The sequence below is a fragment of the Curtobacterium sp. BH-2-1-1 genome, from assembly GCF_001806325.1.
In the GTDB taxonomy this organism is placed as follows: Bacteria; Actinomycetota; Actinomycetes; order Actinomycetales; family Microbacteriaceae; genus Curtobacterium.
In genome coordinates this window covers 3,744,443-3,766,339 of sequence record NZ_CP017580.1, presented here as the reverse complement: position 1 = coordinate 3,766,339, position 21,897 = coordinate 3,744,443, and the positions used below count along the sequence as shown (strand labels likewise).

At 73.6% G+C, this 21,897-nt stretch carries 16 protein-coding genes and 1 tRNA gene; 11 read left to right on the top strand and 6 right to left on the bottom strand.

From position 1 onward, the window contains the following. Window positions 1-32 precede the first annotated feature (32 nt). Together BJK06_RS17905 and BJK06_RS17900 are read left to right on the top strand one after the other, a co-directional pair. Window positions 33-1,265, top strand: a complete 1,233-nt coding sequence (locus BJK06_RS17905) for a D-alanyl-D-alanine carboxypeptidase family protein (protein ID WP_083295368.1) — start codon at window positions 33-35, stop codon at window positions 1,263-1,265. 2 nt (window positions 1,266-1,267) lie between these two features. Beyond that, the gene (locus BJK06_RS17900; protein WP_083295473.1) at window positions 1,268-1,936 is read left to right on the top strand and encodes a GNAT family N-acetyltransferase; all 669 of its coding nucleotides are present in this window, start codon (window positions 1,268-1,270) and stop codon (window positions 1,934-1,936) included. 4 nt (window positions 1,937-1,940) lie between these two features. Here BJK06_RS17900 and BJK06_RS17895 read toward each other — a convergent pair whose 3' ends face one another. Beyond that, on the bottom strand, window positions 1,941-3,263 hold the full coding sequence (locus BJK06_RS17895) for a hypothetical protein (RefSeq protein WP_070419025.1): 1,323 nt from the start codon (window positions 3,261-3,263) through the stop codon (window positions 1,941-1,943). A gap of 170 nt (window positions 3,264-3,433) precedes the next feature. Between BJK06_RS17895 and BJK06_RS17890 the strand changes: the two genes are divergently transcribed. Then, window positions 3,434-4,801, top strand: a complete 1,368-nt coding sequence (locus BJK06_RS17890) for a serine hydrolase (protein ID WP_070419024.1) — start codon at window positions 3,434-3,436, stop codon at window positions 4,799-4,801. Window positions 4,802-4,808: 7 nt separating this feature from the next. On the opposite strand, the gene BJK06_RS17885 is transcribed toward BJK06_RS17890, so the two are convergent. Then, complete coding sequence (locus BJK06_RS17885; protein ID WP_070419023.1) at window positions 4,809-5,603, bottom strand: SGNH/GDSL hydrolase family protein; 795 nt, start codon at window positions 5,601-5,603, stop codon at window positions 4,809-4,811. A gap of 23 nt (window positions 5,604-5,626) precedes the next feature. Here BJK06_RS17885 and BJK06_RS17880 point away from each other — a divergent pair, with 23 nt between their 5' ends. The 7 genes from BJK06_RS17880 to BJK06_RS17850 all read left to right on the top strand — a co-directional run bounded on the left by BJK06_RS17880 (window position 5,627) and on the right by BJK06_RS17850 (window position 15,523). Further along, the gene (locus BJK06_RS17880; RefSeq protein WP_070419022.1) at window positions 5,627-6,784 is read left to right on the top strand and encodes an acyl-CoA dehydrogenase family protein; all 1,158 of its coding nucleotides are present in this window, start codon (window positions 5,627-5,629) and stop codon (window positions 6,782-6,784) included. 72 nt (window positions 6,785-6,856) lie between these two features. Then, on the top strand, window positions 6,857-9,154 hold the full coding sequence (locus tag BJK06_RS17875) for an FUSC family protein (protein WP_070419021.1): 2,298 nt from the start codon (window positions 6,857-6,859) through the stop codon (window positions 9,152-9,154). Then, on the top strand, window positions 9,151-10,401 hold the full coding sequence (gene dinB, locus BJK06_RS17870) for a DNA polymerase IV (RefSeq protein ID WP_070419020.1): 1,251 nt from the start codon (window positions 9,151-9,153) through the stop codon (window positions 10,399-10,401). Before BJK06_RS17875 ends, dinB begins: the two co-directional genes overlap by 4 nt. A gap of 17 nt (window positions 10,402-10,418) precedes the next feature. Further along, on the top strand, window positions 10,419-12,335 hold the full coding sequence (locus BJK06_RS17865) for a DEAD/DEAH box helicase (protein WP_374115176.1): 1,917 nt from the start codon (window positions 10,419-10,421) through the stop codon (window positions 12,333-12,335). Between the two features lie 7 nt (window positions 12,336-12,342). Continuing rightward, a complete protein-coding gene (locus tag BJK06_RS17860; protein WP_070419019.1) occupies window positions 12,343-12,552 on the top strand; it encodes a hypothetical protein in 210 nt (69 codons plus the stop codon). A 32-nt stretch (window positions 12,553-12,584) separates the two neighbouring features. After that, entirely contained in the window at window positions 12,585-13,913 is a 1,329-nt protein-coding gene (locus BJK06_RS17855; protein ID WP_070419018.1) for an NAD(P)/FAD-dependent oxidoreductase, read from the top strand. 140 nt (window positions 13,914-14,053) lie between these two features. After that, a complete protein-coding gene (locus BJK06_RS17850) occupies window positions 14,054-15,523 on the top strand; it encodes an HD domain-containing protein (protein ID WP_181015117.1) in 1,470 nt (489 codons plus the stop codon). Here BJK06_RS17850 and BJK06_RS17845 read toward each other — a convergent pair. From BJK06_RS17845 to BJK06_RS17830, 4 genes are all read right to left on the bottom strand, one after another. After that, window positions 15,507-17,600, bottom strand: coding sequence for a sigma-70 family RNA polymerase sigma factor (locus BJK06_RS17845; RefSeq protein ID WP_181015116.1), 2,094 nt, complete (start codon window positions 17,598-17,600; stop codon window positions 15,507-15,509). The genes BJK06_RS17850 and BJK06_RS17845 overlap by 17 nt on opposite strands. Window positions 17,601-17,806: 206 nt before the next feature. Continuing rightward, a complete protein-coding gene (locus tag BJK06_RS17840) occupies window positions 17,807-18,451 on the bottom strand; it encodes a class F sortase (protein ID WP_083295366.1) in 645 nt (214 codons plus the stop codon). 196 nt (window positions 18,452-18,647) lie between these two features. Beyond that, the gene (locus tag BJK06_RS17835) at window positions 18,648-19,946 is read right to left on the bottom strand and encodes a collagen binding domain-containing protein (protein ID WP_156794909.1); all 1,299 of its coding nucleotides are present in this window, start codon (window positions 19,944-19,946) and stop codon (window positions 18,648-18,650) included. Window positions 19,947-20,308: 362 nt separating this feature from the next. After that, window positions 20,309-20,394 (bottom strand) — tRNA-Leu (locus tag BJK06_RS17830). A 172-nt stretch (window positions 20,395-20,566) separates the two neighbouring features. On the opposite strand from BJK06_RS17830, the gene BJK06_RS17825 reads away from it, so the two are divergent. Then, window positions 20,567-21,883, top strand: coding sequence for a M20/M25/M40 family metallo-hydrolase (locus tag BJK06_RS17825; RefSeq protein ID WP_070419015.1), 1,317 nt, complete (start codon window positions 20,567-20,569; stop codon window positions 21,881-21,883). The last annotated feature ends 14 nt before the right edge of the window (window positions 21,884-21,897 follow it).

Genomic DNA, 21,897 nt, shown 5'->3' with positions numbered 1-21,897 from the left:
CGGGGGACCCGCCCCCGGTACGCTCGGTTCCCGTGTCACGAGTCGTCCGCCGCCCCCGTTCCGCCGTCCGGAGGCCGGTGACCATCTCGGTCGTCGCCGTGCTCGTGCTGGCGGTCGGCTACCTCGTGGCCGCAGCGGTCGTGCCGTTCGCCCCGGCGAGCGCCTCGACCACGACGTACTCCGCGCCCACGTCGTCGGTGCCGGACCTGACGTTCCCCGGCTACGGCGCCACCGCGGTCGAGGCCACCGACTTCCCCGAGAGCCTGCGCACGAGCGGGGACACGAAGCCCCGGTCGATCGCGAGCATCTCGAAGGTCGTCACCGCGCTCGTCGTGCTCGACGAGAAGCCGCTGCGGCCGGGGGAGTCCGGCCCGACGATCACCTTCAGCCCCGGGATGCAGGCGCTGTACGCGAAGTACCTCGCGGTGAACGGCGAGGTCGCGCCGATGCCCGCCGGCCTCCAGCTGTCGGAGTACCAGACGCTCCAGGTCATGCTCATGAAGTCGGCGAACAACTACGCCGGGTCGCTGGCGCTCTGGGCCTTCGGGTCGATGGACGCCTACCGCCAGGCGGCGGACGAGTGGCTCGACGAGCACGGACTCGACCACACCACGATCCAGGAGCCGACCGGCCTCGACGCGCACAACACCTCGACGGCCACCGACCTCGTCGAACTCGGGCAGCTCGCCCTCGCGAACCCGGTGGTGAAGGAGGTCGTCGGCACGAAGCAGGTCACGGTGCCCGGCGCCGGCGCGATCGAGAACTCGAACAAGCTGCTCGGGCTCGACGGTGTCGAGGGCATCAAGACCGGCACGCTCGACGAGGCCGGCGCGTGCCTGCTCTTCGCGGCGACGTACGAGCGCGGTGGCAAGGAGGTCACGGTCGTCGGCGCGATGCTCGGCGGCGTCGACCACGACTCGCTCGACGTCGACGTCCAGCGGCTGCTCCGGTCGGTCGCCGACAACTTCCAGGTCGTCACGCTCACCCACGCCGGGCAGACCTTCGGCACGTTCTCGACGCCGTGGCAGGACGAGGCGGACGCGGTGTCGCGGTCCGCGGCCGAGGTGCTCGTGTGGGGGCGGACGAAGGTGTCCGCGAGGACGAAGCTCGAGCAGATCACCCTCGGCACGAAGGGGGAGCGCGTCGGCACGGTGCGGTTCACCATCACGGACCACGACCCGGTGACGGTGCCGCTCGTGCTCGAGCGGCCGATCGACGACCCGGGCGTGTGGTGGCGCTGGACGAACCCGTTCCAGGGCGCGTGACGGTGCCGGCCTCCGTGCGCCCGTGGCGGTCGTCCGACGCGCCGGTGCTGCTGGCGGCGTCGGCGGACCCGGAGCTCGCGCGCCAGTTCGGCGGTGTGCGGTTCGACGACGTCGCGGCGGCGGAGGCGTTCATCGGGGCGACGTACCGGTTCGACGGGCACGCCCGGTACTGGGCGATCGTCGCGGACGTCGCGGACGTCGCGGACTTCGCGGACGGGTCGGGCGGCGCCGGTGCCCGCGTCGTCGGCTGCGTCGGGGTGACGGCCATCGAGCACACCCACGGCACCGCCTGGATCTCGTACTGGCTCAGACCGGAGGCCCGCGGCCGGGGCCTGGCGACCCGCGCACTCGCCGCCGCCGCCGAGGACGCCTTCGCCCTCGGCCTGCACCGCCTCGAACTCGGGCACCGCACGAACAACCCGGCGTCGTGCGCGGTCGCGACCCGGGCGGGGTTCCGCGCCGAGGGAGTGGAACGCGAGAAGCTCCGCTACGGCGACGACCGCTTCGACGTCGAGACCCACGCCCGCCTGGCGACCGACCCGACCCCCGGCACCGTGCCACTGCCCCGCGACCCGGCCAGCCCGCCGCCCCGCGACCCGGCCAGCCCACTGCCCCGCGACCCGGGCAGCCCGCCGCCCGGCGACCCGGCCGGCGCGGGCCGGGGCGCCTGAGCCCTCACCGGCCGACGGCGCGCTCGACCATCGCGCACGGGACGGTCGCGTCCCACCCCGCGATCCTGGGCATCGCGCCGACCCGGACGGTGTCGCCCGGGTGCGCCGCGCAGTACGACGCTCGGTGCTCGATCTCGGCGGACCACTGCGGCCCGTGCTCGCGGAGCGGCACCGCCCCGGCCTCGGCCACGAACGCGACGACCGAGGCGACGACCAGCACAGCGCCCGCTGCCCGCCACGACCACCGTGCGCGGGCGAGGAACACGTCGGCGGCGAGGACGACCGCCGCGGTCAGGAACATCGACGACGCGGCCGCGTACCGCAGGGGCGCCGTGCCCGCCCACGCCGCCGGGGTGAACGAGGACCACGTCGTGCCGGGCGTCCGGTTCACGATGAGCGCCGCGTACCAGACGACGCCGGCGCCGACGCTCACGGCGAGGAGCATCCACCGGGTCCGCCAGTCCGCCAGGACGAGGGCGGCCACGACCGCCACCACGAGGAGCACGGCCGGCACGGTGACGACCCACCAGCCGTGCGCGGAGACGGACGCTCCGACCGCACGGACGTCGGCGTTCCCGCTGCCGCCGACGACCTGGGCGACGAACCCGGCGGTCATGTCCCGGAACGAGGTGATGCCACCCCGGTGCGTGGCGGAACGGGGGTGCGTCAGCGCTGCCGTGACCTGTGCCGCGACACCGAGCAGGGCGACTGCTGCGACGGGGATGACCCGACGCTGCCGACGGCCCAGCAGCAGGAGCGGCAGGAACACGGCGGCCTGGATCTCGCTCGTGGTCACGACCGCCACCGCGACGGCGGTCCACGCGGACGACCACCAGCTCCGCGGACGGTGGGCGAGCAGCCACGGTGCCGCGAACAGCAGGTACCAGTGCAGGTTCGCCGCGGTCCCGGCGATCTCGACGGGCGCCAGCGGGACGAGGGCGGGGACGGCCGCGAGGAGCACCCGGAGCGGCCAGGCCCGCACCACGCCGCGCGCCAGGACGAAGACGGTTCCGCACACCGCGCCGAGGGCCGCGCACGACATCGCCGAGACGGACAGCGCGTACAGGTCGATCCGCCCGAGCGCGACGGCGGCGTCGACCACCAGCCGGGGCAGGACGTGCAGGTAGCCGTCGTACGGGTGCCACACCGAGCGGACCGGGCCGAGGGCGAGCCGGTCGGTGAGGAAGCGCCCGGAGTCCTCCGCCCAGGCGACGCCGCGGGCCGGGCTCCCGATGCGGACCCACGCGAGCAGGCCGGTGGCGACGGCGACGAGGAGCGCCCAGACCGCCGTGGTCGGCCGTCTCCGCGGGTGGTCCGCCGTCGTCATCGGACCCCCTCGTGCCGTCGTGCCGTCCGTGCTGTGCTGCTGCCGATCGATCCTGGCGTGCGCCGGTGGACGGCACCCGTGACGCAGATGCCGTGACTCTCAGACAGACCGACGAGGACACGGACCGAAGCGCTGCGCGTGACGACCCGCGGCGACGTAGTGTCGGACGGGTGACGACGACGTTCCCCCGGTCCACCCCGTCCGCCCTCGGCATCGACGCCCGTGGCCTCGCCCGGTTCCTCGACGCCCTCGAGTCGACGCCCGACGTCGAACCGCACAGCATCGTGCTGCTCCGCCACGGTCTGGTGGCCGCCCAGGGCTGGTGGCAGCCCTACGCCGAGGACCGCGTCCACCTGCTCTACTCCCTCAGCAAGAGCTTCACCGCCGCCGCCGTCGGGATCGCCGTCCGCGAGGGGCTCATCGACCTCGACGCCACCGCCCTCTCGTACTTCCCGGAGCTCGACGCCGAGATCACCGACGAACGCAGCCGCCGCATCCGCGTCCGGCACCTGCTCGCGATGGCGAGCGGCCACCGAGAGGAAGCCCTCGACCGCGCCCGCTCCGCCGATCCGGAGAACCTCGTCCGCGGGTTCCTGCTCACGCCGCCCGACGAGGAGCCCGGCACCGTCTTCGCGTACAACCAGCCGTGCACCTACACGCTCGCCGCCATCGTCCGGCGGGTCAGCGGCGGCACCCTGGTCGACTACCTGCGCCCGCGGCTGCTCGACCCGCTCGGCATCGACGACCTGGCGTGGCGCCGGGACGAGACCGGCGCTGAGCTCGGGTTCAGCGGGTGCTACGCCCCGACGTCGGCGATCGCCGCGCTCGGCCAGCTGTACCTGCAGCGCGGCGTGTGGGCGGGCGAGCGGATCCTCGACGAGGACTGGGTCGCCGCCGCCACGAGCACGCAGGTGGCGAACCCCGACGAGGGCAACCCGGACTGGTCGCAGGGCTACGGCTTCCAGTTCTGGATGGCCCGCCACGGCTTCCGCGGCGACGGCGCCTACGGCCAGTTCTGCGTCGTCCTGCCGGAGCAGGACGTCGTCCTCGCGCTCACCGGCCAGAGCCTCGACATGCAGGCTGTCCTCGACGCGGCCTGGCAGCACCTCCTGCCCGCCGTCGACGCTGCGGACCTCGACGCGGCCGCGGATGCGGACCTGGAGGCGCGGCTCGCCTCCCTGGGACTGCCCCCGGTGCAGGGCGGTCGCCTCCCCGACCTCGGTGCCGGTCCGTTCCGCGGTGACGACATCGACCGGATCGGCTTCACGCGCGACGGCGACCGGTGGCGCGCGGCCCTCGAGGTCGACGGCGGGACGCTCTCGGTACCGGTCGGCGAGGGGGAGTGGGCGGTCGACGGTCCCCTCGCCGCGAGCGGTGCGGTCGCACCGGACGGCACCGTGCTCGTCGATGTCCGGTTCGTGGAGACGCCGCACCTCGCGCACGTGCGCATCGACCTCGCGGCCGGGACCGCCACCGCGTCGTGGGCCACCGAGCCGCTGCACGACGGTCCGCTGACCCTGCGCCGCCCCGCCGACTGATCGAGCGCTACGGGGTGTCGGACTTGTGCTCGACGACGTCCTGCAGCTCGGGTCGCTTCGGGGTCACGCCGTCGCCCGAGGACGTGTGCCTGATCCGCCGGACCACCCACGGCACGAGGTACTCGCGCGCCCAGCCGAGGTCCTCGGCGCGGGCCTCCCGCCACGGACGGGCCTCGAGCGGCTCGGGGTTGAACGGTTCGAGCCCGTGCTCGACGCCGAGCGCGTCCAGCACCGCGGCGGCGACGGTCGCGTGGCCCATCTGGGAGTGGTGCAGCCGGTCCGGAGCCCACATCCTCGGGTCGCGGAGGACCCGGAGCGCCCACATGTTCGCGACGAGGGCGCCGTGCTTCAGCGCGATGGCGTGCAGGTTCTCGTTGTAGATCGCCGTCTTGCCGCGGACCATCCCGAGCACCGGGGTCATGCCGACGTCCGGACCGGTGAAGAGCACCACGGTCGCGCCGTCGCTCCGCAGCCGGGACACCATCGCGTCCACACGCTCGGCGAGCTCGTCGGGGTCGGAGCCCGGCCGGATGATGTCGTTGCCACCCGCCGACACCGTGACGAGGTCGGGACGGAGGGCGAGGGCCGGTTCGACCTGCTCGTCGATGATCTGCTGCAGGAGTCGCCCGCGGATCGCCAGGTTGGCGTAGGCGAAGTCCTCGGACTGGTTCGCCAGGACCTCGGCCACCCGGTCCGCCCAGCCACGGTTCCCGCCGGGGACGGTGGGGTCGGGGTCGCCGATCCCCTCGGTGAACGAGTCACCGATCGCGACGTACCTGGACCACGGATGACGAGCTGACACTCCTCGGACCATAGTCTCGTGGCATGACGAAGGCCAACCCCGCGGCGGTGCTGGGCGACGAGCTGCTGGAGCGCATCGCCGCCCGCGCCCCCGGCTACGACGCCGCGAACGCGTTCTGCACCGAGGACCTCGACGAACTCCGGGCGGCCGGCTACCTGCGGCTCGGGGTGCCCGTCGAACGCGGCGGTGCCGGACTGGGGCTCGCCGCGACGACCGCGGTGCAGCGGCGGCTCGCGGAAGCCGCACCGGCGACGGCGCTGGGGCTCGGGATGCACCAGGTCTGGGTGCAGGCGGCGCGCGCCGTCACTGCGCGGGGTGGGTCGTTCCTCCAGGCCGTCACCGACCACGCGGCGGACGACCACTTGCTCGCGTTCGGTGTGAGCGAGCCGGGCAACGACGCCGTCCTCTTCGACTCGTTGACGACGGCGGAGCCGGACGGCGACGGCGGCTACCGCTTCACGGGGACGAAGGTCTTCACCTCGCTGGCCCCGGCGTGGGACGTGCTGAGCGTGTTCGGCAAGGACGGGTCCGGGCCGGAGCCGCGGCTCGTGCACGGTTTCGTGCTGCGGTCCGACGGCGACGTCGAGCACCTCGACGACTGGGACACCCTCGGGATGCGGGCGACGCAGAGTCGTACGACGAAGCTGCACGGCGTGCACGTGCCGACGGACCGGATCGTGCGGACCCTGCCGGTCGGGCCGAACCATGACCCGCTCGTGTTCGGCGTCTTCGCGGCGTTCGAGCTGCTCGTGGCGTCGGTGTACGTCGGGATCGCCGCCCGTGCGGCGTCACTCGCGGTGTCGGCGGTGCGGTCGCGCACGGCACTCGACGGGACACCGCGGTCCGCGGACCCGGACGTGCGCCGGGCGATCGCGGACATGCGCGGGACGGTCGACGCGATCGAGCTGCAGGTGACCTCGCTCGCCCGGTCTGTCGACGAGCTCGACGACCTCGGGCCGCGGTGGTTCCCGTTGCTCGTCGGGACGAAGGCCCGGGCGGTCGACGCGGCGCAGCACGTCGTGGACGAGGCGATGCGGGTCGTGGGCGGTGGCGCCTACCGGGCCGGTGGCGAGCTCGCGCGCCTGGCCCGGGACGTCCGGGCGGGCCAGTACCACCCGTCGTCGCGGGACTCGGCGGCGCGGACGATCGCGGCGTCGGTGCTGGGGCCGCTCGCACCGTAGCACCGCCGCGCGCCCCAACTAGTTCGCTTGCGGTACCATTGGCCTCCCCAGCGAACAGGAGGCGGCCGGAGCGTGCCGAGGACCGAGACCACGAACCGGACCGCCCCGCGGCGACGGACCCGCACCCAGCGACTGACGGACCGTGCCCTCGCACTCGACCCGGGGCTCGTGAAGACCGACGGTGCCCTCCGCACCCTCGTCGCCGTCCCGGCCGGCATGGCCGTCGGGTACGCGATCGCCACGGCGTTCGGCCTGCCGGCGATCCTCGGCGTGATGATCGGCGCGATGCCGGCCTTCATCACCTGCCTGGTCATCGTCGACCCGAGCACGGGCCGGACCGCCGCGCGCACCGGCGCGGTCCTCGTGCCGTTCGTCGTCGCACTCGCCGGGAGCATCGCCCTGCAGCCGTTCCGGCTCCTCGAACTCGTCCTCATCGTGGTGCTGCTGTTCGTGCAGTTCGCGGCGGCCTCGTGGGGCGTGTGGGCGGCGGACGCGGCGATCGTCGGGTTCGCCGGGTACCTCTGCGGACTCCTGCTGCCCCTGCCCGAGACGAGCGTCGTCCCGCTCGGGCTCGTCGTCGCGGGCTCCCTCGCCGTGACGATCGTCGTCCGCCTCCTGTTCCGGCCGGATCCGCACCGGGCGCTGCTCCGGACCCGTCGCGGGTTCGTCGCCCGGGGGTCCGACGGGCTCGAGGCAGCCGCCGCGGTCCTGGCCGCCGGAGCCGTCGGCGCCGCCGCGGACGACCAGCGCGCCCGCCGCCGTGCCCTCCGCCGGCTCGGACGCGCTCGTGACCGGTACCACGAGATCGCCCTGACGGTCGACGGCATGCTCGCCGCGAGCGGGGTCGACGCCGACACCACCGCCGAGGAACTGCACCGCCTGGTGTTCGACACGCACTTCGCGATCGACGAGCTCGGCCGCGCGGCCGGGGCACTGGTCGAGCAGGGCGCGCCGTCGGACGTCCGGCACGCCGCGCTCCGGGCCGTCACGCTCGTCCTCCGACACGGCGGCAGCCACGGCCAGGAGGCAGCGCACACCCTCCTCGCCCGCTACGGGATCACGGCCTCGGCGGCCGACGACGGATCCCGGACGACCGCGCTCGTCCGCCGCATGGCTGCCGAGTTCACCGACCTGCGGTCCGCCGGACTCCGGTGGCGCGAGCTCCGTGACGAGCTGCCCCGCCACGGTGCCGGTGTGCCCTTCGCCACGCCGGTGATCCTCGCCGGCGGGCGCCCGGCCGGAGCCGTGCCGGTCGTCGCGGACGCCGTCGCCGAGGGCCCGTGGCGCCGCTGGCACCTCACCGCGTCGCTCCGGACCGCCGTCCACGCCGCCATCGCCGTCGCGATCGTCGAACCGCTCGCCCTCCTGCTCGACGGGAGCCGGTTCTACTGGGGTGTCATCGGTGTGATGATCGTCCTCGCCGGCACGAACACCACGCACGAGCGGATCCGGAAGGGCCTCCACCGCGGCGTCGGGACGGTCGTCGGGGGAGCGGTGGGGATCGTCCTCGTGCACCTGCTCGGCACGACGCACCCGTGGGTGACGATCGTGCTCGTGTGCGTCCTGCTCGCCGTCGGCACGTACGGCTTCGGCGGCGTGTACTCGGTCTGGGCCGCGTGCCTCGTGGTCGTCCTCTGCCAGGTGTACGCGTTCTCCGGCACCTTCACGGACGCCCTCATCCCGATGCGGCTCGCCGAGAACCTGCTCGGTGCCGCGGTCGCGGTGCTCGTCAGCGCGGTCGTCTTCCCGATCGCCACCCGTGCCGTCATCCGGCGCGCGGTGCGCCGGCAGCTGGTCGCCGTCCGCGCGTTCGTGCTCGCGCTGGTGGGGGTCGAGGACGACGACGAGGCGGACGCGGCCGACACGGCGGAGGCGGACCGCGCCCGGCGTGACCTGCGCGCCCGGTCGCGCGCGGTCGACGCCGCCACCTACCAACTGGACGCCGTCCTGCGTCCGATGGTCCGCTTCCCGACCGGCGGGCCGGCGCGCGCCGACGCCAGGACGCGCGCCTCACTGCAGGCGGCCGCGACCTTCGCGCGCGAGGCGGCCGGGAGGCTCGGCTCGGCCCCGCAGGACCCGCCAGCGGCCCTGCGCGGTGCGGCCGACCGCCTCGCCGCCTCGATCGCGCAGCTCGCCGACGGCATCGTGGCCGGGCCGCGGTCCGCCACGCCGACGGCGGTCTGGGTCCGGGTCGGCGACCAGCTCGACGAGGCGGTGGCCGCCGCCTCCGGACGGCCGGACGAGCGGGCGATCGCGACGGCCGCGCACGCGCTCGGCCGGATCGACGAGGCGCTCGCGCTGCTCGCCGACCGCCACCACGCAACGGTCGTCGGGGCGATGTCGGCGGGTCCTGGCATCATCGCCGTGTGAGCAAGCAGGACGGACGCAACCGACTGGTGTCCGACGCGCCCGTCGACGACGTGACGGCGAGCGTGCTGCACGTCGACATGGACGCCTTCTTCGCCTCGGTGGAGCTGCTCGACCGGCCGGACCTCCGCGGCCTGCCGGTGATCGTCGGGCACGACTCCGACCGTTCGGTCGTCACGGCCGCCACGTACGAGGCCCGCAAGTACGGCGTCAACTCCGCGATGCCGATGGCCGTCGCCAAGCGCCGGTGCCCCGCGGCGATCATCGTCGAGCCGCACTTCGAGAAGTACCGCGCGAAGTCCGACGCCGTGATGGCCGTCTTCGACCGCTTCACGCCCCGCGTCGAGAAGCTCGGCATCGACGAGGCCTTCCTCGACGTCGCCGGGGCGATCCGGCTGTACGGCACCCCGTGGGAGATCGGTCGGGCGATCCGTGCGGCGGTGTACGCCGAGACGGGCCTGCACTGCTCCGTCGGCGCCGCGTCGACCAAGTTCGTGGCGAAGCTCGCGTCGAGTCGGTCGAAGCCGGACGGCCTGCTCGTCGTGCCGGCTGCCGACACCGTGTCGTTCCTGCACCCGCAGCCCGTGTCGGCACTGTGGGGGGTCGGCGGCAAGACGCAGGAGACCCTCGAACGACGCGGCATCCGCACCGTGGGGGACCTCGCGACCACGCCGCTGGGCTCGCTCGTCTCCGCGCTCGGTCCGGCCGGCGGTCAGCGCCTGCACGACCTCGCGTGGGGCCGCGATCCGCGCGTGGTCGAGAGCGGCGTCGGCGAGAAGTCGATCGGGCACGAGGTCACCTTCGGCCACGACCTCACCGAGCGCGACGACGTCGCCCGGGAACTCCTGCGCCTCGCCGACAAGGTGGCCGTGCGACTCCGACGGGCCGACGTCCAGGCGCGGACGGTGGCGCTCAAGGTCCGCTACACCGACTTCACCACGCTGACCCGGTCCCGCACCCTCGCGGAACCGACCGACGTCGCCAAGCGCCTGCACCGCGAAGCCGTCGAGCTGTACGACGTGCTGCACCGGCCGGGCAACCGGATCCGGCTCATCGGGGTCCGTGGCGAGAACCTCGTGCCGGCGGCGGCGAGCAACGCGCTCTGGGACGACGACGCGCCGTGGCGCGAGACCGAGACGACGATCGACGCGGTCGCCGCACGCTTCGGCGCCGGCGTGCTCCGACCGGCATCCCTGGTGCGCGGCACGCCCGAGGGGCACGTCCCGCACGCTCGGCAGGACGAAGGGTGACGGTAGAATCTCGTGCAGTGAGCGCAGCCGAGTACACCGATCAGCCAGGGGCGGGGGACCAGCCCGCGGCCCTGTGGGACGACGGCACCGCAGCGCCTGAGCACGCGGTCGTCGCCCACGACGAGGCCGTCGCCGCTGCCGAGGCGGCGGGCAACTCGGCCGTGCAGAACCTGTCACCGGCCTTCCCGGACCGTGCCGCGTGGGGCACCGCGTCGAAGCTCCGCGCCTGGCAGGTCGAAGCGCTCACGAAGTACTTCGAGACCGAGCCGCGGGACTTCCTCACGGCCGCGACGCCCGGCGCCGGCAAGACCACGTTCGCGCTCCGGCTCGCGACCGAGCTCCTCGCCCGCGGCACCGTCGACCGCATCGTCGTCGTGGCCCCGACGGAGCACCTCAAGCGGCAGTGGGCGGACTCGGCGGACCGCGTCGGCATCCGGATCGATCCGATGTTCAAGAACGGCGACGGCATGTTCGGCCGGCACTACCAGGGCGTGGCGATCACGTACGCCCAGGTCGGCATGAACCCCGAGGTCCACCAGAAGATCACCGCCGGCGGCAAGACGCTCGTGATCCTCGACGAGGTCCACCACGGCGGCGACGCCCTGACCTGGGGCGACGGCATCAGAGAGGCGTTCTCGAAGGCCACCCGTCGCCTGTCCCTCTCCGGCACGCCGTTCCGCTCGGACACCGCGCCGATCCCGTTCGTGCAGTACGCCCCCGACGAGCAGGGCATCCGCACCTCGATCTCCGACTACAACTACGGCTACGGGCGCGCCCTCAAGGACGGCGTCGTCCGCCCGGTGCTCTTCATGGCGTACGCCGGGCAGATGCGCTGGAAGACCCGCATGGGCGACGAGATGTCGGCGTCGCTCGGCGAGCAGGTCACGAAGGACATCACTGCCCAGGCCTGGCGCACGGCGCTCTCACCCGAGGGCGAGTGGATGCCGGCCGTCCTCTCCGCCGCCGACAAGCGCCTGACCGAGGTCCGCCGTGGTGTGCCGGACGCCGGCGGCCTCGTCATCGCCACGGACACCACCACGGCCCGCGCGTACGCCCGCATCCTGCAGCAGATCACGGGGGAGCGGCCGACGGTCGTCCTCTCCGACGAAGCAGCGGGGTCGAGCCGGATCAGTGCCTTCGCCGAGGACACGTCCCGGTGGATGGTCGCCGTCCGCATGGTGTCCGAGGGCGTGGACGTGCCGCGGCTGTGCGTCGGCGTGTACGCCACGAGCGCGAGCACCCCGCTCTTCTTCGCCCAGGTCATCGGCCGCTTCGTCCGGGCCCGTCGCCGCGGTGAGACGGCGAGCGTGTTCCTGCCGAGCGTGCCCGGACTGATGGCGCTGGCGGCCTCCCTCGAGCTCGAGCGCGACCACGCCCTCGACCGCCCGAAGGACGCCGACGACGGGATGTACAACCCCGAGGACGCGATGGTCGCCGAGGCCAACAAGGAGGACCGCGCGTCTGAGAGCCTGCTCGAGGTCCAGCCGTTCGAGGCGCTCGACTCGCAGGCGTCCTTCGACCGTGTCCTCTACGACGGCGGCGAGTTCGGCAGCGGCGGCGAGGTGGGCTCGCTCGAGGAACTCGACTTCATCGGCATCCCGGGGCTGCTCGAACCGGACCAGGTGCGCGACCTGCTCCGTGCACGCCAGGCGACGCAGGCGAAGCGAGCGAAGGGCCGTACCCCGAAGGACGGTATGCCCAAGGCGGCCGCCCCGGCGCCCGAGGACCGCCCGATGTACCAGACGATCAAGGAACAGCGGTCCGAGCTGCACCGGCTCGTCTCGATCTGGTCCCGACACGCGAACGAACCGCACGGGGCCATCCACGCCGAACTCCGCCGCATCAGCGGTGGCCCGGCCGTGGCGCAGGCGAGCATCGAGCAGATCCAGAAGCGCATCGACGTGCTGCGCTCCCGCATCGGCGGCCGCCGGTGAGCACCGCGTGATCGAGGCCGTCGACGACCGCACCTGGTACGTCAAGCGCGACGCGGAGTCCTCACCCGAGGCGATCATCGACCGCTTCGGCGGGGGCTACCGGCTCCGTCGGTTCTCGCTCACCGAGTCCCGCCGGACGCCCCACGGGGTGTACACGGGCGTCGAACTCGCCGAGACCGCGTGGTGGCGGCTCCGCGACAGGCCGCGGACCTCATGACATCGCAAGCCGAAGTCGGGTAGACCGGGGGAATGGCAGACTCCATCCCTCACGTCCTCGTCCTCGGCGGCGGCTCCGCTGGCTACACCACCGTCAAGCAGCTCCAGAAGCACGCAGCGACCGTGCCGATGCGCATCACGCTGGTGGACCAGAACACGTACTACACGTACCTGCCGTTCCTGCCCGAGGTCGCCGGTGGCCACATCGCCCCGAAGGACGTGACCTTCGAGCTGCGCCGTGCGCTCCGCAAGACCCGGGTCATCCAGGGCAAGGTCACCGGGATCTCCTCGGCCGACAAGACCGTCTCGATCGCCACGGCCGGCGGTGACGACCGCACGCTCGGTTACGACCAGCTCGTCGTCGCGCTCGGCTCCGTCACGCGCACGTTCCCGACGCCCGGGCTCGAGGAGTACGGCGTCGGCTTCAAGAGCGTCGAAGAGGCCGCCTACGTGCGCGCGAAGCTCCTCGACAACATCGCCAAGGCCGCTGCCACCCGCGACGAGGACGAGCGCCGCAAGCTGCTCACGAGCATCTTCGTCGGCGGCGGGTACACCGGCGTCGAGGCGATCGGCGAACTGTTCGACGTCTCGCAGGCCGCCATCAAGACCTACCCGTCGCTCGCCGGCGAGCACCCCCGCTGGGTCCTCATCGACGCGCTCGACCGCGTCGCGCCCGAGGTCGGTCCGGAGCTGTCCAAGTGGACCCTCGAATCGCTGCGTGCCCGCGGCATCGACGTCCGCCTGAAGACGACCATGCCGAGCTGCGAGGGCGGCGTCGTGAAGCTCTCCGACGGCGACGAGTTCGCCACCGGCCTGCTCGTCTGGACGGCCGGCGTGAAGCCGAACCCGCTCCTCGACGCGTCCGACCTGCCGCGCGGCCCGAAGGGTCACCTCGCCGCGAACGCGAAGCTGCAGGTCGAGAGCGAGGACACCCACGAGGTCGTCCCCGGCGTCTGGGGCCTCGGCGACGTCGCGCAGGTGCCCGACCTGACGGCCGAGAAGCAGCCGGCGTACTACCCGCCGAACGCGCAGAACGCCGTCCGCCAGGCCGTCGTGGCCGCGGACAACGTGGTCGCGACGATCACGGGCAAGCCGCTCGAGGAGTACCGCCACCCGTCCATCGGCACCGTCGCGTCGTACGGTGTCGCGAAGGGTGCGGCGAACATCAAGGGCATCAAGATGACGAACCTCCTCGCGTGGCTCGCGCACCGCGCCTACCACGTGTACGCGATGCCGACGCTGAACCGCAAGGCGCGCATCGTGATCGGGTGGGTCACCGGGGCCGTGTCGGGTCGCGACGCGACGTCCCTCATCAAGGAGACCGACCCGCGCCGCACGTTCGTCGAGGCGTCGAAGTCCTAGACGCGCGTTCCTGACGGACGGGAGGCGCGGTGCCGGCTGGCACCGCGCCTCCCGTCCGTCATCCGGTCGCGCCGACGCGCGTGGTGCGGCAGACTGACTCCCTCGGTGCCGCCGCACGGAGGTCCTGGAAGACACCGCACGTGACCACCACCATCTCCTGCCCCCGCTGCCGAGCCGTTCGCCGCCCCACCGGGGTGCACCGCTGCCCCGGACCGGACGACCCGGCCCGAGCGCTGGGCGTGGGCACCTGCGTCGCCGTGGTCCTGGACGTGCTCGCCGGTGTCGGCCGACCGTTCCTCGTCGGCGGGGTGGTCCGCGACGCGCTGTTCCGTGCGTCCGGGCGCGCGGTCCCCGTCGCCGACGACCACGACGTCGACGTCGAGGTGCACGGCACGGACACCGCCTCGGTCGTCGACGCGCTGCGCGCGGCGGGAGCCGTCGTCGTCACCACGGGGGCGCGCTTCGAGGTCCTCAAGGTCGTGGTCGAGGGCGTGCACGTCGACGTCGCGGTCGTGCCGGGGATCGCCGACGACGACGGGCTCGCCGCGGCCGCCGTCCGTCGCGACTTCACGGTCAACGCGGTCGCGTGGGACCCGGCGACGAACGAGTACGTCGACGCGGTCGGTGGGATCGACGACGCTGCCCGAGGTGTGCTCCGACACACCTCGGACCGGTTCGGGGACGATCCGCTGCGGGTGCTGCGCGCCGTGCAGCTGGTGGCGCGCTTCGACCTCGTGCTCGACCCGTCGACGGTGGACGTCGCCCGGTCGCTGGTGGACGCGTTCCCGTCCGTGGCCGCGGAGCGGGTCTGGCCGGAGATCCGGAAGACGGCGCGGGGCGACCACCAGTCGCGGGCGCTCCAGGTGCTGCACGACACCGGGTGGGAGCGGCACCTCCCGGAACTCGCCGCGGTGCGCGACGTGCCGCAGGACCCGCGGTGGCACCCCGAGGGGCCCGTGCACGTGCACCTGGGGCTCGCGGCGGACGCTGCTGCCGCTGCCTGCACGGCCGACGGCGTCACCGGCGAGGACCGCACCGTCGTGGTGCTCGGCGCGCTCCTGCACGACCTCGGCAAGGCGGGCGACGGGACGCAGCGGGAGCGGGACGACGACGGCACGGTCCGGGTCCGCAGCCTCGGGCACGAGGTCTCGGGCGCGCGGGCGGCGCGGGACCTGCTGCGTCGGATCGGCGCGCCGCGCGCCCTCACCGAGCGCATCGCCACGATCGTGCGAGAGCACATGGTGGTGCACTCGACCGACGGTGCGGCGCCGTCGGTGCCGGCAGCGCGCCGACTGCTCCGTCGTCTCGGCGGGTCGATGGCGACCGCCGAGTGCTGGGCCCGGGTGTGCGAGGCGGACTCGCAGGGACGGGGTGCGGCGTCCGGGCCGTCACCGGCGTGGGCGTGGCTCGCGGTCATGCGTGCCGACGAGGCCGCGGGACCCCGGGTGCGCCTGGTGACCGGGCGGGACCTCGTCGCGGCGGGGCTCGCGCCGGGGCCGCGGTTCCGGGAGGTCCTGGACGCCGCGGCCGAGGCGCAGGACGAGGGGCGCTTCGAGGACGCGGCGGGCGCCCAGCGCTGGTTGCGGGAGCGGCTCAGTCCGCCACGGTGATCGTCACCGTGGCGGTCTCGGTGGACGCGCCCGCATCGTCGCGGTAGCGCACCGTGATGGTGTGCCGACCCGGCGTCAGCCCGGTGTCCCCGCGCCGGATGTGCCCGCTGAACCGGCCCCCGGCTCCGGTCGACACCGTGCCGACGAGCGCGCCGTCGACGGCGACCTCGACGTCGGTGTCCGCCCAGCCGGTGATCGTGACCGGCAGCGGGCCGCCCGTCGCGGTGCTCCCGTCGGCGGGGTCGGCGATGGTCGGGACAAACGCGAAGGGGGCGCTGCTCGTCGCCGCGGAGGTGTTCCCGGCGGCGTCCCGTGCGGTGGCGCGGATCCCAGTGGCGGTCGGGGTGAGGCCGTCCACCGCGACGCGCCAGTGACCGTCGGCACCGGTGGTGGTCGACGCGGTGGCCGTGCTGCTCGTGCCGTTCGTGCCGCTCGTGTCGCCCGTGCCGCTCGTGCCGCTCGTGCCGCCCGTGCTGTTCGTGCCGCTCGTGCCGCTCGTGCCGCGGACGACGGTGACGTCGATCGTGCTGCCGGCCTCGGCGGTGCCGGAGAACACCGGCGGGGTGGTGTCGGTGGGCGTCCAGGTCGTCGCGATCGTCGGCGCCGCCGGAGCCGTGGTGTCCACGGTGACCGTGACGACCACGGGGACCGAGGTGGCGTGGTCCGGCGTCGTCGCGGTGATGCTGACCCGTTCGACCCCGTCCCCGGAGAACCGCAGCGTGGTCCTCCACGTGCCGTCGGACCCGGCGGTGGTCGCGGCGGTCAGGGTGCCGGAGCGGACCTCGACGCGGCTGCCGGGCGTCGCCGTCCCGGTGAGCTCGACGGTCCGGCTGGCGACGAGCATCGTGTCCTCGGCCGGGACCGGGGGAGCGGAGCGCGGCAGCTGCGGGTCGACGCCCCCGGTGGTCGAGGAGCCGCCGGTCCCCGGTGACGTGGGGTTCGCGCTCGGTTCGTCGGTGCGGACGTCGGGTGTCGAGGACGCCCCTGGGGAGGAGTCCCCGAGGACCGTGTCGACGACGGGGGTCGGAGCGGTCGGGACCGTCGTCGGTGCGCCGGTGTCGTCGCGACCGGGCGACGGCACGGGACTCGGTTCGGCGACGTGGACCGGGGCGGTGCGGTCGGCCGGTGCGGGGTGCTCACCTGACGGCGCCGGGACGCCCGCGGGACCTGGTGCGCGCGCGCCGGCGGTGGACGTGCCGGTCGGGTGGCCGTCCGACCACGTCCCGGCGACCGCGACGACGGTCGTGACGACGACGAGCGCTGCGACCACGCCGACCACCCCGGTGACCGGCAGGGGTGCTCGGCGAGCAGCACCCGTCGCCGGGGCCGAGCGAGCGGGGGACACGGCCGCCGCGGCGGGGGCGTCTGCGTGCAGCACCGCGTGACCGATGCCCAGACCGACCACCGGCGGGAGGAGTGCCGCCGCGATCCGTCCGGCGAGTCGGCGCGTGTCCTCGAGCACCGGCGGGCAGTGCACGCAGTCGCGGATGTGCGCCTCGAGCTGACGACGGTCGCGCGCGGTGAGCGTGCCCGCCTCGTAGGCGCCGAACGCGGCCAGTCGCCGACGGCACTCGTCGGGCAGGCCGTCCGTCGCGAGGTGTTCCTGGACCCAGGCCGCGCGGAGCGCCCGCCGTGCTCGGAACGCCAGGGACGAGACGGCGCCGGGCTGGAGGTCGACCAACGGGGCGACGTGTCGAGGTCGCAGTCCCTCGACCTCGGTGTACCAGAGCACGCTCTGCCACCGTTCGGGCAGGGTGCTGAACGCTCGCCCCAGGGCCGTGCGGTCGGCGGCGCGGGCCATCTCCGTCGCCGCGTCGGCGCCGGAGTCCTCGAAGGCGTCGAAGTCGACGTCGGCGTCCGTGTGGCGGGCGCGTCGGCGGAACTCGGTGTTGGCGACGTTGCGGATGACCGTGTACAGGTACGGGCGGAAGAGTTCGTCCGGGCCGGCCCCGCGTTCGATCGCACCGATGACGTTCGTGAAGGCCTCGGAGGCGACGTCCTCGGCGTCCGAGGAGCCCACGAGTCCGATCGCGTGCCGGACGGCGGCGCGGTGGTGCCGGCTCCACAGCGCTGCCACCGCCGACCGGTCGCCGTCACGCGTCGACCGGATCAGTGCAGCGTCACTGCCTGGCTCAGGGGCACCGCGCACGTCGTTCGTCTCCTCGTCCTGGGTTCACCGGCTGGGCGGTGCAGTCCATCTGAACACACCGCTCTCGGATGCGAGGAGTCCGGGTCGGACGTTTCATCACGCGACCTCGGTGCATCCGACCTACGAGGACGGTGTCACGCCCGTGTGGCGGTGATCACGAGGTTCTGCGTCGACGGTGAGCCGTCCGGGTGTTCGAGGCAGGTGATGAGGAGCAGACGGTCGGGGACGTCGCCCCACACGTCGGCGTCGTCGGCGATGCGGTCCTTGTCCACCAGGGTCGAGCCGGTCACCGTGTACGCCACGCCCGCGACCGTCACCGCGGCACCGGTCGCGACCCGACTCCGACCCCGATCGACGTCCGTCAGGAAGTTCCCCGGGGCGGTGCCGCCGCCCCGCAGGGAGTGCATCACCACGACCACGGTGCCGGACGCGGCGTGCTCGGGGGTGACCCCGACGTCGCGGACCAGGTACGCCGACCGGAACCCCGGCGGCGTGATCCTGCCGCGCACGGCGTCGAGGGCACCGAGCGGGACGTCGAGGCGCACGGACGGGACGCTGAGGCGTCCGGACCCACTGGACGTCGCTCCGGCTCCGGGAGCGCTCGCGACGGGTGCCTCGAGCCGGACGGGGTCGCCGTGCATGTCGCGCGCGGTGCCGGGTGCCGTCGAGTTCGTCGCGGTGACCACCCCGCCGACCCCGAGGCCGAGCATCGTGACCGCGCTCACGGCGGCGAGGACGAGCGGGAGTGAGGACGGTCGTCGACCGGATCGGACGTGCACGGTGTCTCCTCGATGGGTCGGTCGTGGTCGGGGCAGGTCTCGCGCTGGATGTGCGGACCGGTGGGCGCTTCGGGTGCTGCCCACCGGCCCGCGCGCCGGGTCGTCGTTCGGGCGACGGACCCGGCTGGACTCCGCCCGACGCAGGGTCGTCGAGCGGAGCGGTCGGGGGCCGCGGCACGGGTGCCGCGGCGACGGGTCACGGTCGCGTTCGTGCGCGCGTTCGTGCGCGCGTTCGTGCCCGCGTACGGGCTGCCCACACGCCGAGGACGAGCAACAGGGTCAGGCCGCCGCTGCCGAGGAGCGCGACGGACCACCAGGGGGCCGTGCTGTCGGACGTCGTCCCTCCGGTGTCGACCGCCGCGCCCATCGCCGTGGGCACCGGCGACTCGGTCTCCTCGTCTGCGGTCGACGCACCCGGCGTCACGGTCGGCCGGACGGTCGGCTCGGCGGTCGGGGCCGGCTCGACCGTCGCCGGAGCGGTCGGGGTCGGCGTCGGGGTGGGCTCGACCGTCGCCGGAGCCGTCGGCGTCGGCGTGCTCGTCGGTGCCGTCCCGGACCCCGAGGCGCCGCCACCCTGGTGCACGACCGTGCCGCTGACCGAGGAGTCGTCGTCGCCGTCGATGCTGATCGTGGCGGTGTTCGTGTAGGTGCCCGCCAAGCCGCCGTCGGTGACCCGGGTGGCGAAGTGGACGTCGTAGAAGTACCCCTGGCGCGCGGTGAACGTGACGCTCCCGGCCGTGCTGGCGTAGTCCTCTCGCGACGCCGGCGCCCATCCGGTGAGCCCCTCTCGCCCGTCGTCCCAGGTGGTCGTCCGGTTCGTCTGCCAGAGCGTGGCGAAGGGGTACCCGCGGAAGCTGGTGAGGAGCTCCTGGTCGGGCCCGGGGGTGTCGGTGACCGTGATGCGCTGGCCGTCCGGCATGCCGTCGGCGCCGGAACCGATCGCCACGGTCCACTCGACCACACCCGCGGCGGCGTCGTAGCTGCCCCACTTGCCGCTCGTCCGGCCGGTGAAGGTGCAGTCGACGGTGCACGTCCCGGGTCCGGTGCCGGGCTGTGCGGGTTCGACCGTGGTCGTCACGGCGGTGCCACCGACCTGGTAGGTCGTCGGTGTGGCGGACTCGGTGGTGGTCTCGACGGTGACCCAGAACGAGAACGATCCGTGCAGGTCGTTCGGGTGGGCGGCGACGTAGGCGCTGTCGACGGCGCAGTCGAGCTGGGTCGAGGACACGGTGCACCGTCCCATCGCGGAGCCGTCCGGTGCGAGCAGGGGGAACCCGTCGGAGCGGCCCTGGAGCTCGGGCGGCAGGTCCACCACGAAGCCGGCCGGGGTGGTGGGGGAGTCCGGCAGGGACCACGTGCCGGAGAGTTCGGCGGCGCTGCCGGACGTGACGGTCTGGGACGTGAAGCGGAGACCGTCGATCGTCGCGTTCGTGGTGTACTCGGCGGCGGCGGACGCGGGGACCGCAGCGCTGATGCCGCCGGCGATGGCGGCCACGGCGGCGATCCCGGCCGCGAGGAGGACGGATCCGCGTCGGTCGCGGGATCGGACAGGGTGGTGGTGCATTCGGGCTCTCGGGTTCCTGCGGCAGCCAGGCCCGCGGCACCGAGCGGGGACGTGGCCGTCGACTCGGGTCATCGGGTTGCGGTGCCGAAGGTGAGAGTCCGCCCGCCCCGTTTCGTCACGCGCCGCCGCGAACCGGCACCTACCTGCCGGACGCACCCCGTACCCGCCGTGAGCGCAGCGAACTGGCGCGGCTGAGGCGGTGACGCCCCGAGCGAAGCGACGGCGGCACTCGCCGGGAAGACACAACAGGAAATGCCCCCGGGCCGAAAGGCCAGGGGGCATCCCATTTCCTGTGTCCGAGGGGGGACTTGAACCCCCACGCCCTAATACGGGCACTAGCACCTCAAGCTAGCGCGTCTACCATTTCCGCCACCCGGACAGGTGTTTCTTCACTTGTCGGCCGTCGTTCCGGGCTGTTTCCCCGGCGTTCCTGCCGAGAGAAGACACTAGCACGGGTCTGAACGCCCGATGAACACAGCGGCGCATCCCGGGCGCGTCCTGCTGTGACGTCCGACGCCGGGGCCGTCGGCGCGGACCGGTAGCGTTGGGCCATGACGAACCCGGAGGCCACGCTGACCGACCTCGAGGCCACCGCGGCGATCGCCCGTGACCTCATCCGCATCGACACGACGAACTGGGGCGAGGGGAAGTCCCGCGGCGAGACCGAGGCGGCGCACTACGTCGAGGCGAAGCTCCGTGCGCTCGGGCTCGAGCCGCAGCTGTTCGAGTCCGAACCCGATCGTGTGAGCGTCGTGGCACGGGTGCCCGGACGCAACCGCGACAAGTCCGCCCTGGTCGTGCACGGTCACCTCGACGTGGTGCCGGCGGACCCGGCGAACTGGTCGGTGGACCCATTCGGCGGCGAGGTGCGGGACGGCATGCTCTGGGGTCGCGGCGCGGTCGACATGAAGAACATGGACGCGATGATGCTCACGTCGCTGTCGGACGTCATCGAGCAGCAGGGAGCGCCGGAGCGCGACCTCGTGATCGCGTACTTCGCCGACGAGGAGGCCGGGGGAGTCCTCGGATCGCACCACGTCGTCGAGAACCACCCCGAGGTGTTCCGGGGTGCGAGCGCGGCGATCAGCGAGGTCGGCGGCTACTCGATCACCCTCGGTGACCGTCGTGCGTACCTGCTGCAGACGGGCGAGAAGGCCCTGATGTGGATCAAGCTCGTCGCGACCGGCACCGCGGCGCACGGGTCGCACGTCATCCACGACAACGCGGTGACGAAGCTCGCCGCGGCGGTCGCCCGGATCGGCAGCGAGGAGTGGCCGGTGCGGCTGTCGGCGACGACCGACGCGATGGTGGCCGAGGTCGCACGGTTCCTCGGGGTGGACCCGATGGTGACCGGCCCGGACGAGGTGGCACTGGCCACGGGGTCGGCGTCGCGGTTCATCCACGCGGCCCTGCACACGACGACGAACCCGACGGTGCTCACCGCCGGGTACAAGCACAACGTCATCCCCGACCACGCCGAGGCACTGGTGGACATCCGGTGCCTCCCCGGCGACGAGGAGACGGTGCTGGCGCGTGTCCGGGAACTCGCGGGCGACGACGTCGAGGTCGTGATGTCCTTCCGCGACATCGGGCTCGAGCAGGACTTCGGCGGCCCCCTGGTCGACGCCGTGCGCGACGTCCTCGGCCGGCACGACCCGGGTGCTCCGGTGCTGCCGTACCTGCTCTCGGGCGGGACGGACAACAAGGCGCTGTCGACGCTGGGGATCGCGGGCTACGGGTTCGTGCCGCTGCAGCTGCCGGCGGGCGTGGACTTCCCGGCGATGTTCCACGGCGTGGACGAACGGGTGCCGCTCGACTCGCTGGCCTTCGGGCGGCAGGTCCTCGGAGACCTCCTCGCCACGTACTGATATTGTGCATGGTC

Bases quoted from the DNA above. Each gene is read 5' to 3' on its own strand.
- BJK06_RS17895 (WP_070419025.1), bottom strand. From the start codon at position 3,263: ATGACGACGGCGGACCACCCGCGGAGACGGCCGACCACGGCGGTCTGG.
- BJK06_RS17825 (WP_070419015.1), top strand. From the start codon at position 20,567: ATGACGAACCCGGAGGCCACGCTGACCGACCTCGAGGCCACCGCGGCG.
- BJK06_RS17880 (WP_070419022.1), top strand. From the start codon at position 5,627: ATGACGAAGGCCAACCCCGCGGCGGTGCTGGGCGACGAGCTGCTGGAG.
- BJK06_RS17855 (WP_070419018.1), top strand. From the start codon at position 12,585: ATGGCAGACTCCATCCCTCACGTCCTCGTCCTCGGCGGCGGCTCCGCT.